This window comes from Leptothrix discophora, assembly GCF_030705305.1.
Classification (GTDB): Bacteria; Pseudomonadota; Gammaproteobacteria; order Burkholderiales; family Burkholderiaceae_C; genus Sphaerotilus; species Sphaerotilus discophorus.
In genome coordinates this window covers 1-16,283 of record NZ_JAUZEE010000016.1, presented here as the reverse complement: position 1 = coordinate 16,283, position 16,283 = coordinate 1, and the positions used below count along the sequence as shown (strand labels likewise).

General features: G+C 71.1%; 8 protein-coding genes. 2 read left to right on the top strand and 6 right to left on the bottom strand.

What is annotated here, in order from left to right; genetic code table 11:
- Window positions 1-84: 84 nt before the first annotated feature.
- Genes Q8X39_RS19500 through Q8X39_RS19490 form a run of 3 tightly spaced genes read right to left on the bottom strand, consistent with a single transcriptional unit; the run spans window position 85 to window position 5,782 of the window.
- Entirely contained in the window at window positions 85-1,224 is a 1,140-nt protein-coding gene (locus tag Q8X39_RS19500) for a response regulator (RefSeq protein WP_407068037.1), read from the bottom strand.
- Window positions 1,224-4,793, bottom strand: coding sequence for a hybrid sensor histidine kinase/response regulator (locus Q8X39_RS19495; RefSeq protein ID WP_305751368.1), 3,570 nt, complete (start codon window positions 4,791-4,793; stop codon window positions 1,224-1,226). The genes Q8X39_RS19500 and Q8X39_RS19495 overlap by 1 nt, the downstream gene beginning before the upstream one ends.
- On the bottom strand, window positions 4,790-5,782 hold the full coding sequence (locus tag Q8X39_RS19490; RefSeq protein WP_305751367.1) for an ABC transporter substrate-binding protein: 993 nt from the start codon (window positions 5,780-5,782) through the stop codon (window positions 4,790-4,792). The genes Q8X39_RS19495 and Q8X39_RS19490 overlap by 4 nt, the downstream gene beginning before the upstream one ends.
- Before the next feature lie 244 nt (window positions 5,783-6,026).
- Between Q8X39_RS19490 and dmeF the strand changes: the two genes are divergently transcribed.
- The gene (dmeF, locus tag Q8X39_RS19485; protein WP_305751366.1) at window positions 6,027-7,070 is read left to right on the top strand and encodes a CDF family Co(II)/Ni(II) efflux transporter DmeF; all 1,044 of its coding nucleotides are present in this window, start codon (window positions 6,027-6,029) and stop codon (window positions 7,068-7,070) included.
- A gap of 799 nt (window positions 7,071-7,869) precedes the next feature.
- A complete protein-coding gene (locus tag Q8X39_RS19480; RefSeq protein WP_305751365.1) occupies window positions 7,870-12,585 on the top strand; it encodes a cupredoxin domain-containing protein in 4,716 nt (1,571 codons plus the stop codon).
- A 105-nt stretch (window positions 12,586-12,690) separates the two neighbouring features.
- Here Q8X39_RS19480 and Q8X39_RS19475 read toward each other — a convergent pair whose 3' ends face one another.
- The 3 genes from Q8X39_RS19475 to rpsJ form a co-directional block, all read right to left on the bottom strand.
- The gene (locus tag Q8X39_RS19475) at window positions 12,691-14,643 is read right to left on the bottom strand and encodes a putative bifunctional diguanylate cyclase/phosphodiesterase (RefSeq protein WP_305751364.1); all 1,953 of its coding nucleotides are present in this window, start codon (window positions 14,641-14,643) and stop codon (window positions 12,691-12,693) included.
- A gap of 133 nt (window positions 14,644-14,776) precedes the next feature.
- Window positions 14,777-15,628: a M48 family metalloprotease gene (locus Q8X39_RS19470; protein ID WP_305751363.1), complete on the bottom strand. Its 852-nt coding sequence runs from the start codon at window positions 15,626-15,628 to the stop codon at window positions 14,777-14,779.
- Between the two features lie 198 nt (window positions 15,629-15,826).
- The gene (rpsJ, locus tag Q8X39_RS19465) at window positions 15,827-16,138 is read right to left on the bottom strand and encodes a 30S ribosomal protein S10 (RefSeq protein WP_305751362.1); all 312 of its coding nucleotides are present in this window, start codon (window positions 16,136-16,138) and stop codon (window positions 15,827-15,829) included.
- Window positions 16,139-16,283: the final 145 nt, after the last annotated feature.

Here is a 16,283-nt window from a genome sequence, read left to right as displayed (position 1 = left end):
TACTGCTCATGTGAGGAATTGTATGAAACCCAAACGATTCCGATCCACGTAAACCCTAGGTTTTTGAGCGCCTGTTGACCCGCCTCATTCCGGGTCGGTGTAGCGCTCGGCGATCGCCACGAAGCGGTCCTGCACGGCCAGGAAGGCGTCGACCAGGGCCGGGTCGAAGTGGTTGCCGCGGCCCTCGCGGATGATGTCCACCGCCTGGGCGTGCGTGAACGGCGGCTTGTAGATGCGGCGGTTGATCAGCGCGTCGTAGACGTCGGCCACCGCCATCAGCCGGGCCGACACGGGAATCGCCTCGCCGGCCAGGCCTTGCGGGTAGCCGCTGCCGTCCCATTTCTCCTGGTGCGACAGGGTGATCTCCTTGGCGAAGCGCAGGAAGTCCAGCTCGGTGCCCAGGCTTTGCTCGGCCGTCAGCAGGGCCTCGTGGCCCAGCGTGGTGTGCGACTTCATGACCTCGAACTCCTCGGGCGTGAGCTTGCCGGGCTTGAGCAGGATGCGGTCCGGGATGCCGACCTTGCCGATGTCGTGCAGCGGCGCGGACTTGTAGAGCAGCTCGATGTGACGATCGGTCAACAGCTCGGTGAACTGCGGGTAGCGCTGCGGGTGGTCGCGCAGGTGCTCGGCCAGGCACTTGACGTAGTGCTGGGTGCGGCGGATGTGGTTGCCGGTCTCGTTGTCGCGCGTCTCCGCCAGCGAGGCGATGGCCTGCACCGTGACGTCCTGCGTCAGGCCGATCTCGCGGGTGCGCCGCGCGACCTCGCTTTCCAGGCGGGCGTTCTGCTCGCGCAGCGCGTCCGAGGCGGCCTTGAGCTTCAGGTGGGTGCGGACCCGGGCCAGCACGATCGGCGGGCTGATCGGCTTGGTGATGTAGTCGGCCGCGCCCATGGCCAGGCCGCGCGTCTCGTCCTCGATCTCGACCTTGGCGGTCAGGAAGATGACCGGGATCAGGGCCGTGTCCGGATCGGCCTTGAGCGCGCGGCAGACCTCGTAGCCGTCGATGCCCGGCATCATGATGTCCAGAAGGATCAGGTCGGGGCGCTGCTGGCGCGCCAGCTGCAAGGCCCGCTCGCCGTTGTGGGCGACCCGCACCCGGTACGTCTCGTGGGCCAGCAGGCCCGCCATCAGTTCGAGGTTCTCGGGCGTGTCGTCGACCACCAGGATGGTCGACGTGGTTCGTTGCAGCAGGGATTCCATCGGCATGGTGGGCGCCTCGGGCATCAGGTGGCCGGGTCCGGCGGACGCAGGGCGTGGCCGAGCTGGTCGTGCAGCATGGCGTGGGCCTCGTCGAAGGCGTAGCGGCTGATCGCGTGGGTGAAGCGGTGGTGGTGGTCGCCGAGCGCGGCGGCCAGCAGCGGGGCGTGGCGGGCGGCGGTGTCCTGGGCCTCGGCGTCGCCCTCGTCGAGCTGGCGATCCAGCAGCGTCACGACCTCATGCAGCTGCTGCGGGTCGACCGGCGCGGCCGGCGCATCGGGCGCGAGCCGTTCGGGCAGCTGCAGCGCCAGGCCATCCAGCAGCGTGGCCAGCGCCTCGCCCAGCGGCAGCAGGGCGGCCTCCAGCTGCCCGGCCGACGCGCCGGCCGACAGGCGCCGTTCCAGCTCCGAGGCCAGGCCCTGCACCGCGCTGGCGCCGAGGTTGCCGGCGACGCCCTTGAGCGAATGGGCGATGCGCTGGGCCTCGTCGAGCCCGTCACGCTGGCCCTGCGCGCCGCGCGCCAGCGCCGCCTGCAGCCGCTGCTCGACGTCGGCATGGCTGTCGACGAACTTGCGCAGCAGCGACCGGTACAGCGCCTTCTTGCCGCCGCTGCGGCGCAGGCCGACGGCGGCATCCAGGCCGGGCACGTCCAGCACCAGCGCGTCGTCGTTCTCGAGCGGCAGCGGCGGGCGCGTGATCGGCCGCAGCGGCGCGCTGCGCGGGGCCCGCGCGATGCCCGGGGCGATGTGGGCCAGCAGCACCTGGGCCAGCTTGTCGGGCTCGATCGGCTTGGCGACGAAGTCGTTCATGCCGGCGTCCAGGCAGCGCTGGCGGTCCTCGGCCATCGCGCTGGCGGTCATCGCGACGATGCACAGGTCGGCCCGGCCCGGCATGGCACGGATCGCCCGGGTCGCGGCCAGGCCGTCCATCACCGGCATGTCCAGGTCCATCAGCACCAGGTCGTAGTCGTGCCGGGCGACCTGCTCGGTCGCGCGCAGGCCGTTGTCGGCCACGTCGACCTGCAGGCCGGCGTCGACCAGCAGCTCGCGCGCGACCTGCTGGTTGATCTCGTGGTCCTCGACCAGCAGCACGGTCGCCCCGCGGATCGCCGCGAGCATCTGGTCCAGCGGCACCGGCGCCGGCGCAGCCTGCGGACCCGAGGTGCCGATCGGCGGCGGCGAGCTGCGGAAGACCTGCATCAGCGCGTTGAACAGCATCGAGCCGTTGACCGGCTTGACCAGCACGCCGGCGAAGCCCTGGGCCTCGGCCTGGATGTGGATCTCCTCGCGGCCGAAGGCGGTCACGAGCATCTTCTGCGGCGGACTGACCAGCGCCAGCGCGGCCATCTGGCGGGCCATCTCCAGGCCGTCCATGCCGGGCATCTGCCAGTCGATCAGGGCCAGCTCGTAGGGCTCGCCATCGGCCTGGGCCCGCAGCAGCTCGCGCAGGCCGGCCAGGCCGCTGTCGACCGCGCGGGCCTGCAGCCCGACGGCCTCCAGCAGGTCGCACAGGGTCAGGCGGGCGGTGGCGTTGTCATCGACCACCAGCGCCCGGCGGTTGCGCACGTCCGGTTCGGGCAGTTGCCAGGACTGGCGTTGCTGGCTCAGGCCGAAGCGGGCGGTCAGCCAGAAGGTCGAACCCTGGCCCGGCGCGCTGTCGACACCGACCTCGCCGCCCATCAGCTCGGCCAGCCGGCTGACGATGGCCAGTCCCAGGCCGGTGCCGCCGTAGCGCCGGCTGGTCGAGCTGTCGGCCTGGTGGAAGCTCTGGAACAGGCCGGCGCGCTGCTCGGGCGTCAGGCCGATGCCGGTGTCTCGCAGCTCGAAGCGCAGCACGACCTCGCCGTCCTCGGTCTGCGGCGGCGCGGGTCGCAGGCGGATGACCTTCAGCTCGATCTCGCCCTGCTCGGTGAACTTGACCGCGTTGTTGCCGTAGTTCAGCAGCATCTGGCTGAGTCGCAGCGGGTCGCCCACGAGGTGGTCCGGCACGTCGCGGCCGACCGTGAAGATCAGCTCCAGGCCCTTGTTGGCCGCGCGCTGCGCGATCAGGGTGGAGAAGTCGTCCAGCACCTTGGAGAGCTGGAAGTCGATGTGCTCGATGTCGAGCTTGTTGGCCTCGATCTTGGAGAAGTCGAGGATGTCGTTGATCAGCCCCAGCAGCTGCTGGCTGGACTGGCCGATCTTGCGCAGGTAGTCGCGCTGGCGCTCGTCGGTGGCCGATTTCAGCGCCAGGTGGCCCAGGCCGATCACGGCGTTGAGCGGCGTGCGGATCTCGTGGCTCATGTTGGCCAGGAAGTCGGCCTTCAGGCGCGACGAGTTCTCGGCCGCGGCCTTGGCCTCGCGCAGCTCGGTCTCCTGCTCCAGCAGCCGGGCGTTGGCCTGCGACAGCTCGGCGGTGCGGTGGGCCACGCGCTCTTCCAGCGTCGCGTTGAGCGCGCGGATCTCCTGCTCGGCCTGCACCCGGGCGGTCACGTCGCGCAGGATGGCGGTGTAGAAGACCTCGCCGTCGACCACCAGGCAGGCGATCGAGGCCTCGACCGGGAATTCCTCGCCGTTGCGGCGAACACCGTGCACGACCGCGTTGCGGCTCATCGTGCGGGCGCTCTCGCCGCTGTCGCGGAAGCGCTCCATGTGGGCGCCGTGGCCGCTCCGGTAGCGCGTGGGCAGCAGCAGGTCGAGCGAGCGGCCGAGCGCCTCGTCGACGCTCCAGCCGAACATCGCCGCCGCCGCGCGGTTGAAGCCGACGATGCGCTGGGCGCTGTCGACGGTGATGATCCCGTCCATCGCCGCGTTGATCATCCCTTCGAGCCGCGCGTTGCTGGTGCGCAGCGCCTGCTGGCCGTGCGCCAGCCGCTCGCCCATCCGGTTGAAGTTGCGCGCCAGGTCGCGCAGCTCGGCCGGGCCCTTCTCCGGCACCGGCTCGCCGGCCTGCTCGGCCGCGCTGATGCGGCTGACCGCCCCTTGCAGCGCGCCCAGCGGCCGGGTGAAGGCCAGGCGCAGCAGCCGCGTCAGCAGGCCGATGATCAGCACCAGCGCGAGCAGGCGCACGCCCAGCGTGCGCAGCGCCCGGTGGTCGACCAGCTGGTCCTCGAAGCCGAGGTCGTAGTTCATGTAGACCACGCCGCCGCTGTCGGCGCGCAGCCGGCCGTCGGGCGCCGTGTGCTCGAAGGGCAGCATCAGCGACAGCCGCCGACCCACCGGGTCGACCTGCAGGTCGAACATGCGCCCGCGCGCGACCCGCTCGAAGCGCACCGGGCTGTAGCCGTCGAGCACCGCCATCGCCGGCTGGCCCCGCCAGGCCTGGCGCTGCCCCATCACGACGCGGTTGGACGGGTCGACCAGGGCGACGGTCGACACGCGCACGTCGGTCGACACCGCCGCGACCTCGGCGGCGACCCGGGCGGGGTGATCCTCCAGGCTGTTCTGCGCCACCAGCGCGAGCCGCTCGGCGTCGCGCACGATCGACGAGCGGGCGCGCTCGAGCGCTTCCTGGTGGCCTCGGTGGTTTTCCTCGGCGTAGGCGGCCAGCAGCAACAGCAGCAGCACCACCGCCAGACCGAGCGGCAGGGCCATGGTCGCGGAATAGGTCCGCTTCATGGCGCCATCCCCAGCGTCGACGGCAGGTAGCGGTCGTCGAACAGGTCGTCCGGCAGGCTCGGCGGCAGGTTGCCGAGGCGGCGCAGCAGGCCCTGCTCGTGCATCAGCCGCAGCAGCTGGGTGGCCGACTGCTGCATCGTCCCGCCGCGGGCCAGCAGCTGGCGGTTCTCGGCCAGGCCAGGGATGCGCAGGCCCATGAAGACCTCCGGCACCTGGGCCGGCGCGACCTGCAGGCGCAGCGACATGCGCCGCGAGGCGTCCTCCGGCTGGGCGACCTGGTGCTGGCGCGCCCGCAGGATGCCGGCGACGACGTGGCGCAGCGCGTCCGGCTGGCTCGCGAGCTTCTCGCGCCGCACCGCCAGCACGTCGACGATCAGGTTCGGGATCGCGCGCGAATCGAACAGCCGCACGCCGCCGCCGGCCTCGATCCGCGACGCCCAGGGCTGGGCCGACACCACCACGTCGGCCTCGCCGCTGGCGAACACCTCGGCGCTGCGGTCCAGCGTGATCGGCACGGTCTGGATGTCGCTGGCCTTCAGGCCCGCCGCGTTGAGCAGGCCCTCCAGCATCAGCGCGCCGCTGGCACCGGACTCGACCGCGATGCGCTTGCCCTTGAGCCGCGACAGCGCCAGCGGCTCGCGGGCGTAGATCGCGTCGGCGCCGGCCGAGATGTCCAGCACCATCACCACCGCCAGGTCGATGCCGGCCACGCGTGCGGTCAGCACCTCGTCGAGCGTGAGCTGGCAGGCGTCGATCTGGCCGGCGGCCAGCGCGCGCAGGCTGAAGGTGTTGGCCGGCAACTCGATCAGGCGCACCTCGCGTTCGTCCAGCCAGCCCAGCTCGCGCGCCAGGAAGGCGTATTCGTAGGTCGGAAAGACGATGCTGCCCAGCCGCAGCGGCGGCTGCGGCTCGCTGCAGGCCGTCAGCGAGCCACCCGCACCCAGGCCCAGCAGGCCGCCCAGCAACTGACGGCGGCTCAGGCCGGACATGGGCACCAAGGTCGGCGGGAAAAACGTCATCGTTCGTTCGGTGTGACGGTGCTGGCCGCGCCTGGCACGGTCCGCGCCAGCATGTGTGGGGCTGCGGCCAAGTCTATCCAGCTTGGGTTTCTTCGGTGCCGCATCGTCGACGCGCCGATTCCGTTGTGGTTCTTCGTGTTGTGGTTCTTCGCGTTGGGGATCCGTCTGAACCAGGGATGGCCGTCCGGCCCTGCGAAGTCCGCAGAATCCGCGCATGCACTCCCACCCTCAAGACCCACCCTGGCAGCACGACCACCGCTACGACGCCGGCAACGAAGCGGCCGAACGCGGCACCCGCCAGGTGCTGGTGATCACGCTGCTGACGATGGTCGTGGAGATCGTCGCCGGCCTGGTCTACGGCTCCATGGCGCTGCTGGCCGACGGCATCCACATGAGCTCGCACGCGCTGGCGATCGGCCTGAGCGCGCTGGCCTATGCGAGCGCCCGACGCCTGGCCAACGACCCGCGCTATGCCTTCGGCACCTGGAAGATCGAGGTGCTGGCGGGCTACACCAGCGCGGTGCTGCTGGTGGTCGTGGCGCTGATGATGGCGGTCGGCTCGGTCGAGCGGCTGCTTTCGCCCGAGCCGATCCGCTACGTCGAGGCGATGGTCGTCGCCGGCCTCGGCCTGGGGGTCAACCTGGTCTGCGCGCTGATCCTGGGCGGTGCGCACGGGCATGGGCACGGGCACGGACATTCCCACGGGCATTCCCACGGGCACGGGCATGGGCACGGACATGCGCACGGACATGCGCACGACCCCGGCCATCCCCACGGACAGGCCCACGACGCCGCCGCGCCGCAGGACCTGAACCTGCGCTCGGCCTACGTCCACGTGCTGACCGACGCCGCCACCTCGGTGCTGGCGCTGGTGGCGCTGGCGGCGGGCTGGCTGTGGGGCTGGTCGTGGCTGGATCCGGTGCTCGGCCTGGTCGGTGCGGGGGTCGTGCTGCACTGGTCGCGCGGTCTGCTGTCGGACACCAGCCGGGTGCTGCTGGACCGCGAGATGGACCACCCGGTGGTCGACGAGGTCCGCGAGGTCATCGTCGAACACGGCCGGGGCGGCGCGACGCGCCTGACCGACCTGCACGTCTGGCGCATCGGCCGCGCGAGCCATGCCTGCTCGCTGGTTCTGGTCACCGACGATGCCGCGCTGACGCCGGCCGAGGTGCACCGCTGGCTGGCCGTCCACGAGGAGATCGTTCACGCGACGATCGAGATCCACGTCGACCCGCAGACCGTGGCGACGGCGGCCTGAGTCGCCCTGGCCGCGCAAAAAAATGGCCCCTCGACGGTGTCGTGGGGCCATGCACCCAATCGAAGGGAACTGCCAGGTGCGAAAAAACGGGTCCGCACGTGCTGGGCGGGTCACCACCGCAGGCCAGGCTGGGCCTCTCGGTGGGAAATCACCCCATTATCTTCGGCGCAGACCGCACTTTCTTCGGCGCCCCTGAAGCAAGGGGGAAGGCCGGATCGGGCGGGCGAGGAGTCCCAAAAGGCTGAATTGGCCTGAATTGATTCTTGTCAATACTTAACAGATGCTGATCGCGCTGGCATTGACAGCCGGATGGGCCCCGAATCGACATGCTTGTGTCGATCCGACGGCTTCCAGCTTCAATTTGGGATGGATTTGCGCACTTCGGGTGGCTTCTGCGTCGGCACCGGCTGCGGGTTACGCAGCAGGGATCGAACTGGATGCACGTCTGTTCCCGTGCAGGATGTCACGCGCGACTTGTGTTAATGCTGAATAGAAGCTGAAGACGGCATCGATGCCCGCGGCGCCGGTCGGCCGGGTTGGGCGCGATCGACAGGGCCTCGACGCGCCCGTGTTCATCGGGCTTGTCGCGCCAGTCCAGGGCTGCGCAGGTCGGTGGCGGGCTGATGCCCCCAAGCGACAGCGGCCGAGCCACTCAGCCCCATGAAGTCGCGGGTTACTTCCCCCAAGCGGGTGGTCTGTCACCGCAGCCTTGTCACCATCGGTTGCAAATGGGTGTGAACAACTGGTGGGTATGGCCCAACCGGACCCGAACGGGGCGCCCGATCGACGGATCGACACGATGACAAGACCTTCCTCCCCGCTGCCGCAACGGCCGCATGCCACACGTCCGCTGACCGCCCGCCTGACCCTGCTGGCGGGCCTGCTGATGAGTGCCGGCTGGCTCGCGCCGGCCCAGGCCCGCCCGGCCGGCACGGTGCTGGCCGACGTCGTGGCGATCGACCAGCCCATGGTCTACAACCGCTTCGGCTCCTACAACCCGTACGGCATGGTCTACGCGCTCAAGCGGGACGTGGTCGACCTCGACAGCGGCCTGACGCTGGACCAGCCCGGCGCCACCGCGACGCCCTGCCGGGTGGCGCTGCGCCAGGACAAGCGCCCGCGTCCGCTGGTGCTGCGTGGCAACGTCGGCGACCGCCTGGAGGTGCGCTTCACCAACCTGCTGTGCAACGATGCGCCGGGCGCCGATCCCGTCGGTGGCAGCCAGGACCGGCCGGCCACGCGGCTGGCCTCGATGATGTTCAACGGCGTGAGCCACGACACCACCGCGACCGGCTACGACAGCTGGGACCCGCGCGTGACCGGCATCTCTGGCATCGCGCCGGGCGAGGGCATCACCTACCGCCTGCTGCTCGAACGCGAGGGTGCGCAGATCTTCCACGACAACGGTGCGCCCGCCGGTGGCCAGGCCGATGGCGGCTCGACCGTGCTGGGTCTGTTCGGCAGCCTGAACATCGAGCCGGCCGGCGCGGACGTCTACCGCAGCGAGGTCAGCGCCGCCGTGCTGGCCGCCGCCCGTGCGCAGGCCACCGGCACGGCCTGGATCAACTACGAGGCGGTCGACCGCGACGGCAGCCTGACCGGCCAGGTCGGCCGGCCACTGCTGAACCTGCACCAGTCGCTCGGTGGCGGGCGCTGGCAGCTGGTGCATGGCGACCTGAACGCGGTGGTGCAGAACCAGCCGGTCACGTCCGACGGCTACGCGGTGACCAACGAGAACTGGTTCCGCGAGTTCACCGTGATCCTGCACGACGAGCTGAAGACGGTGCAGGCCTACGCCGACGTGCTGGACCCGGACGGCGCCGGCATCGGCCTGCGCGACGGCTTCGGCATCAACTACGGGGCCAGCGGCCTGGGCTCGATCGTGGCGGCCAACCGGGCCGGCCTGGGCCCGGCGGCGTCCTGCGCCGAATGCGCGCTGGAGGACTTCTTCCTGACCTCCTGGGCCAACGGCGACCCTGCGATGGTGGTGCAGGTCCAGCCCGACGGCACGCCGGCGCAGCGCTACCCGGACGATCCGGGCAACGTCCACCACAGCTACCTGGGCGACCCGGTCAAGTTCCGCACGTTGCAGGCCGGCGTGAAGGAAACGCACGTCTTCCACCTGCACGCCAACCAGTGGTTTGCCAAGACGGGTGCCGGCGACGGCCGCTCCAGCTACCTCGACAGCCAGACGCTCGGCCCGCGCCAGGGCATGAGCTTCGACATCGCCTACACCGGCAGCAACCGCAACCTCGCGGTCGGCGACGCGATCTTCCATTGCCACATGTACCCGCACTTCGCCCAAGGCATGTGGGGCCTGTGGCGGGTCCATGACGTGCTGGAGGACGGCACCCGGCGCCTGCCCGACGGCGAACTCGGCCCCGGCACCGACCCGCTGACCGGCCAGACCCGCGGCGGCGCCTTCAGCCCGGCGCTGCTGCCCATCCGCGGCACCGCGCTGGCGCCCGCGCCGACCTACGGCACGGCCGCCGCGCCCGGCTTCCCCTTCTTCGTGCCCGGCTCGGCCGGTCACCGCCCGCCGCAGCCGCCGCTGGACCTGAGTGCCGACAGCCAGCTCGGCCCGACCGGCCTGGGCCGCCACGTCATCAACGCCGGCACCCGCACGCTGGGCGCCGGCGTGGCCGCGGCAGACCTGTCGTCGCACCTGAAGACGGCCGACCTGACGCTGCTGCCGCACCAGGGCACGCCGCTCGAACGCGCGGCGATGGACTTCCACGCCCGTGCCGGTGGCCATGCCAGCCGCACGGTCGACGGCACGGCCGCGACCTTCAAGGTCAACGGCCGCCCGGCCGCGCCCGGCGCACCGTTCGCCGATCCCTGCCCGGCGACCGCGCCGACGCGCCGCTACGACGTCTCGGCGATCCAGCTGGACCTGATCGTCAACAAGGCCGGCTGGCATGACCCGCAGGCGCGCATCAACGTGCTGTCCAGCCAGGTCGGCGAGTACGAGGGCAAGTCGCGCCCGGCCGACCCGTTCTTCTTCCGCGCCCACTCGGGCGACTGCATCAACTTCTTCCACACCAACCGCACGCCCGAGGTGCTGCTGCGCGACGACTTCCAGGCGCTGGTGCCGACCGACACGATCAGCCAGCACATCCACCTGGTGAAGTTCGACGTGATGGCCTCCGACGGCGGCGGCAACGGCTGGAACTACGAGGACGGCACCTTCGCGCGCGGTGCGCTGGTTGAGCGCGCCGAGGCCGCGCTGGCTCCCGGCGGCGTGGTCCGCCAGATGGGCGCCGACGGCCTGGTCCGCCCGGTCGACGGCCATGCCGTGCTGCCCGAGCCGGCAACGATCGGCTACCAGACCTCGGTGCAGCGCTGGTGGGCCGACGAGCTGTTCGACAAGAACGGCCGTGACCGCACGCTGCGCACGGTCTTCACGCACGACCACTTCGGTCCGTCGTCGATCCAGCAGCACGGCTTCTACAACGCGCTGGTGGTCGAGCCCAAGGGCACGCAGTGGCTCGACACCCGCAGTGGCCAGCCGCTGGCCGGTGGGGTCGGCACCGAGGCGCTGGTGCGCGGCGCGGCCGACGCGCAGACGCACCCGGACTTCCGCGAGTTCATGCTGGCCAGCGCCGACTTCGCGCTGCTCTACACGCAGGACGGCCGCCCGGTCGACCCGCCGGCGGTGCCCGAGGCGATCTCGGCGCGCCACCACAACCCCTACCTCGTCAACTACAAGAACGAGCCGCTGCCGCTGCGCCTGTCGTCCGACGGCAGCCGCTCGGGCCTGTACACCGACCAGCGGGCCGACCCGGCCTACCTCTTCAGCTCGAAGGTGCACGGCGACCCGTACACGCCGGTGCTGCGTGCCTTCGAGGGCGAGCGGGTGCAGGTCAAGATGGTCCACGGCGCGCAGGAAGTCCAGCACGTCTTCACGATGCATGGCCAGCGCTGGCGGCGCGAGGTCTCGGATGCCAGCGGCCCGTGGGTCGGCGCGCAGGAGATCGGCATCTCCGAGCACATGGAGATGGACCTCGGCCTGCTGGCCAAGGTCACCGGCGGCGCCCGGCAGATGGACCACCTGTTCCACTACGGCAGCACCGATGCGCTGTGGAACGGTGCCTGGGGCATCCTGCGGACCTATGCCGACGCCAACGCGGTCGACAGCCTGACCGGCGCGCTCGCCGGTGGCCTGATCCAGCCGCTGACGAACGCGCTGTCGAGCGGGACCGGCGGCCTGCTGGGTGGCCTGATCAACACGGTCAGCTCGGCGCTGGGCACCAACGGTTGCCCGATCGGATCGCCCGCGCGCACCTACAACGTCGAGGCCTGGGCCGCGCGCGACCTGCTGCCTGGCGGTGCGCTGGTCTACAACCGCCGCGCCGGCATCACCGACCCGAGCGCGCTGATGTACGTGCATGCCGCCGACGTGGCCGCGCTGCGCGCCGGCACGCTGCGGCCGGAGCCGCTGGTCATGCGGGCCAACGCGGGTGACTGCATCACGGTGCGCCTGACCAACCGCCTGCCGGCCAACCTGCCGGTGCCCGACATGCCGGGCGACGCGGCGCTGCCGACCGTCACCTCGCTGCGTGTCGACGACGTCAAGCCGTCGCGCCAGATCGGCCTGCATGCACAGCTGGTCCACTACGACCCGCGCAGCAGCGACTCGGCCAACGTGGGCATCAACCCCGAGCAGCTGGTCGCACCGGGCCAGTCGCGCAACCTGGTCTGGTACGCCGGCACGATCGAGTGGGATCTGCTCAACGGCACGGCCAAGGGCGGCAAGCCCGAGGCCTTCGGCACCATCCCGCTGCGGGCCATGAGCGACGTGGTCAAGCAGGGCAGCCAGGGTCTGATCGGCGCGCTGATCGTCGAGCCCCAGGGCAGCACCTGGCTGAACGCGGCCGGCACCGGCTCGACCGGCGCCGAGCGCTCGACCGAGGCCGTCATCCGCAAGCCCGACGGCAGCCGCTACCGCGAGTTCGTCCTGCACTACCAGGATGGCCTGAACCTGCGCCTGGGCGCGGGCGGCGCGACGGCGGTGCCGTCGGCGGCCTACGGCGACGATTCGTACGACCAGGGCGAACGCGCGCTGAACTACCGCACCGAGCCGCTGTGGTCGCGCATCGACTTCAACGGCCAGCCGTCGGCCGATTGCACCTTGGCCCTGGCACTGGCTGGCGACATCAACCCCTGCATGCTGCCGGCCACGCTGATGACCGACGACGACAGCCGCCTGCCCTCGACCTTGCGCGGCCTGCCGGTGGAGACACCGGTGTTCAGCGCGACGGCCGGCGAAGCCGTGACCTTCCGCGTGCTGCAGGCCGACGGCCGGGCTCGCCAGCACAGCTTCCGCGTCATCGGCCACAGCTATGCCGACCTCGGCATCGAACGCTTCATCGCCCCCGGCGCCAGCCTGATCGCCCCCGGCAAGGGCGTGACCGCCAGCCTCTACGGTGGCGCCAAGCGCGGCTACTGGCATTACCGCGACGGCCCGACGCCCATGATCAGCTCGGGTGTGTGGGGGCTCTTCAAGGTGAAGTGATGGCCCCTCGGCCGGCGGGTACGCCGGCCGATCCCCCGAGGGGATGCGCAGGCCGCTTGGGGCGGCCCGGCGCTGGCCTGCTGGCCCCTCGGCCGGCGGGTACGTTCAGGCGTGCAGCGTCCGGGACAGGGCGGGACCGTCGGGATGGCTGACACACTGTCCGTTCCGTGAGGGTGCGGCAAACAGGTGCCCCTGGCCGAGGTCGCATCCGATCGCTTCCAGCACGGCGCGCTGTGTCGCCGTCTCGACGCCCTCGGCGATGACGCGCAGGCCCAGCTTGTGGGCCAGCTCGACCAGGCCCTCGCAGAGCGCCAGCACCTGGGCGTCATGCTCGATGCCACGCAGGAAACTGTGGTCGATCTTGATGGTCTCGGCGCCCATGCGCTGCAGCTGGACCATGCTGGTGCGGCCGCTGCCGAAGTCGTCGATGGCGACCCGCAGCCCGGCCTGGCGCAGGCGATCGAGCACCGGCACCAGGGCCTCGGCATGCGCGGCCAGGCTGGGCTCGGCCACGTCGAACACCAGCAGGTCCGGCTCGAGGCCCCGCTCGGCCAGCCGATCCAGCCAGCGCCCGAAGTAGGCCGGCTCGGCCCGCAGCTGGATCGATGACACGTTCAGCGCCAGGCGCGCCGGCCGGTCGCCCGCTTCGTCGCGCCAGCGTGCCAGCTGGTCGACGGCCTGGTCGAAGATCCAGTCGCCCAGCAGCAGCATCAGGCCGGCCTCCTCGGCCAGCGCGACGAGGGTCTCCGGCGGCATCGGGCCGCGTTCAGGGTGATCCCAGCGCAGCAGCACCTCATGGTGGTCGACCCCGCCGTCCGACAACCGCACGATGGGCTGGTAGGCCAGCCACAGCTCGTCCTGCGCGATGGCCCGGCGCAGGTCGGCGATCAGCGTGACGCGCTGCCGGGCGGCCGTCTCCAGCGCCTGGTGGTAGTGCCGGGCCTGGTTGCGGCCGTGCTGTTTGGAGGCGTACATGGCGAGGTCCGCGTGTTGCAGCAGTTCGTCGGTCGATTCGCCGTCCTCGGGGAACAGGGCGAATCCGATGCTTCCGGAGATGTGAACCGGCACGTCGCCCAGCTCGAAGGGCTCGAACAGGGACGCGTTCAGGCGCCGTGCGATCTCGGCGGCGGCGTCGGCCGCGTCCAGGTCGGGCAGCACGACGGTGAACTCGTCGCCGCCCAGCCGGGCGACGATGTCGATCTCGCGCACCGAAGCCTGGATGCGGCGGGCCGCCTCCTGCAGCAGCGCGTCGCCCGCCTGGTGGCCGAGCGTGTCGTTGACTTCCTTGAAGCGGTCGAGGTCGACGAACAGCACCGCCACGCGCTTGTGGCTGCGGCGGGCGCGCGCCAGCTCCTGCTTCAGGCGTTCCTGGAACTGGCGCCGGTTCGGCAGCTGGGTCAGGGTGTCGACATTGGCCTGCAGCCAGATCGTGCGTTCGGCCTGGATGCGCTCGGTGATGTCGCGGGCGATCTTGGAGGCGCCGACGATGCGGCCGGTCTCGTCGCGCATCGGCGAGATGGTCGCCGAGACGTGGACCAGGCTGCCGTCCTTGCGCCGCCGCACGGTCTCGAAATGCTCGACCTTCTCGCCGCGCGCGATGCGGGCCAGGATCTGCGGCTCCTCGTCGTAGCGGTCGGCCGGGAAGATCGAGGTCATCGGCTGGCCGATCATCTCCTCGGCGGTGTAGCCAAAGATGCGCTGCGCCCCGCGGTTCCAGCTGGTGACGATGCCGTCCAGCGTCTTGCTGACGATGGCGTCGTCCGACGACTCCACGATCGCCGCGAGCTGCGCCTGGCCACCCGGCCCGGCGGGGCCCAGCAGGCTGGCCAGCGAGCGGCCCCGCACGTCGGCGGCCAGCCGGCCGGTCAGGCGCTCGGCGGCGGCGTTCCAGTGGGTCACGCGGCCCTCGGCGTCGACGCCGATCTGCACGTGCGCGTCGACGTCGACGGGCACGTGCGCGTCGACGTCGACGGGCACGTTCGCGTCGATCGCCGTGGCGTTGGCGTTGGCGGCGCTGGGCCGTGGATTCGGGGAGGTGCGGTCGGGGTGCAAGGCCATGGCACGGAGCAGTGTCCTGCCGCAGGCGGGGCGGCATCGGCCGCATGAGTGGCCGATTCCGCCCGCACTTCAGGGCATGGATGACCGCTGGCGTTTGGCCCCTTCCGCCCGAGGCGCTGCGGTCCGGCCTGGCTCAGCGCTCGTCCAGCGCTTGCCGGTGCAGCCGCGCGGCCAGTGGCAGGCGCGCTTCGAGCCGGGCCAGCCGGTCGGCCAGCGCCGGATGGGTCTGCACCAGCGCGCGCCGTGGCTCGCCCCGGTCCACCGCGCGTCGCAGGAAGTCCACCTGATGCTGCGGGTCGTGGCCGGCGCTGGCGGCCAGCAGCAGGCCCAACTCGTCGGCTTCGAGCTCGCCTTGCTGCATGACCGGTTCCATGGCCTTGAGCAGGCCCAGGTTGTGGTCGATCTCGACGTAGACATCGGCGACGGTTCGCGGCACCTGGCGCGGCAGCAGCATGCGGGCGTAGGTGAGCGCCTGGCGTTCGTGCTCGAGGATGCTGTGGGCCATCTCGTGCGCCAGCACGAAGGCGAGCGCGTCCTCGCCCGGCACGGATTCGTCGATGAAGGACTCCGAGACGATCACATGCCCGCCCGGCAGCGCCATCGCCTCGACCGCATCGCCCCGCACCACGCTGAGGCGCCAGTCGATGCGCGCGGCCCGCGGCGAGTCCTCGCGGGCACGCGCCACCAGCCGGTCGAAGACCTGCTGCAACAGCTCGCAATGGCGTCGGCAGCCGAACTGGTCCCGGCGCCGGGCCTGGTCCAGCACCGGGGCGGCGTTGTCGCGGGTGGCCTCGTCGATCTCCTCGGTCGACCAGGCCAGCGCGACCGGCGGCTCGGCCAGCTCGGGTGCGGCGCGCGCTGCCGAGGCGGGCGTCAGCCCGGCGATGCCCGCGCACAGGATGACGATCCGGGCGATGCCCGCCAGCCGCCCGTCGGGTTGCCAGAGCCGTGTCCGGTGCCCGTGTCGTGCCCCTGCCTCGCGCATGTCGGTGCCCTCCTGGTCAAGACCAGCATAGGCAGATGACAGGGGTGTGACCAGCCGGCGAACGGGTGGCCCGTGGCAGCCGTCCGTGCGCTGTTGCGCAGGTCGGCCCGGAAAGTGAAAAACCCCTGCCGGGCTTGCGCCCGACAGGGGTCCTGAGGTGTCTTGCCCGACCCTCGGGCCGGACTCAACGCCGCTGCATCACTGCAGCTTGATCTCGACGTCCACGCCGGCCGGCAGGTCCAGCTTCATCAGCGCGTCGACCGTCTTGTCGGTCGGATCGACGATGTCCATCAGGCGCTGGTGGGTGCGGATCTCGAACTGGTCGCGCGAGGTCTTGTTGACGTGCGGCGAACGCAGGATGTCGAAGCGCTGCATGCGGGTCGGCAGGGGCACGGGGCCCTTGACGATCGCGCCGGTGCGCTTGGCGGTGTCGACGATTTCCAGAGCCGATTGGTCGATCAGCTCGTAATCGAAGGCCTTCAGGCGGATGCGGATCTTTTGCTTTTGCATGGTGATTCCTTAAAGAGCGGGGGGGCCTCGCGGCCGCCAGTACAGGATGCCGGACGGTCCGTTCGGACCCTCCGGCAGCCATGCAAAGACTTACTCGATGATCTTCGCAACGACGCCGGCACCGACGGTGCGGCCGCCTTCACGG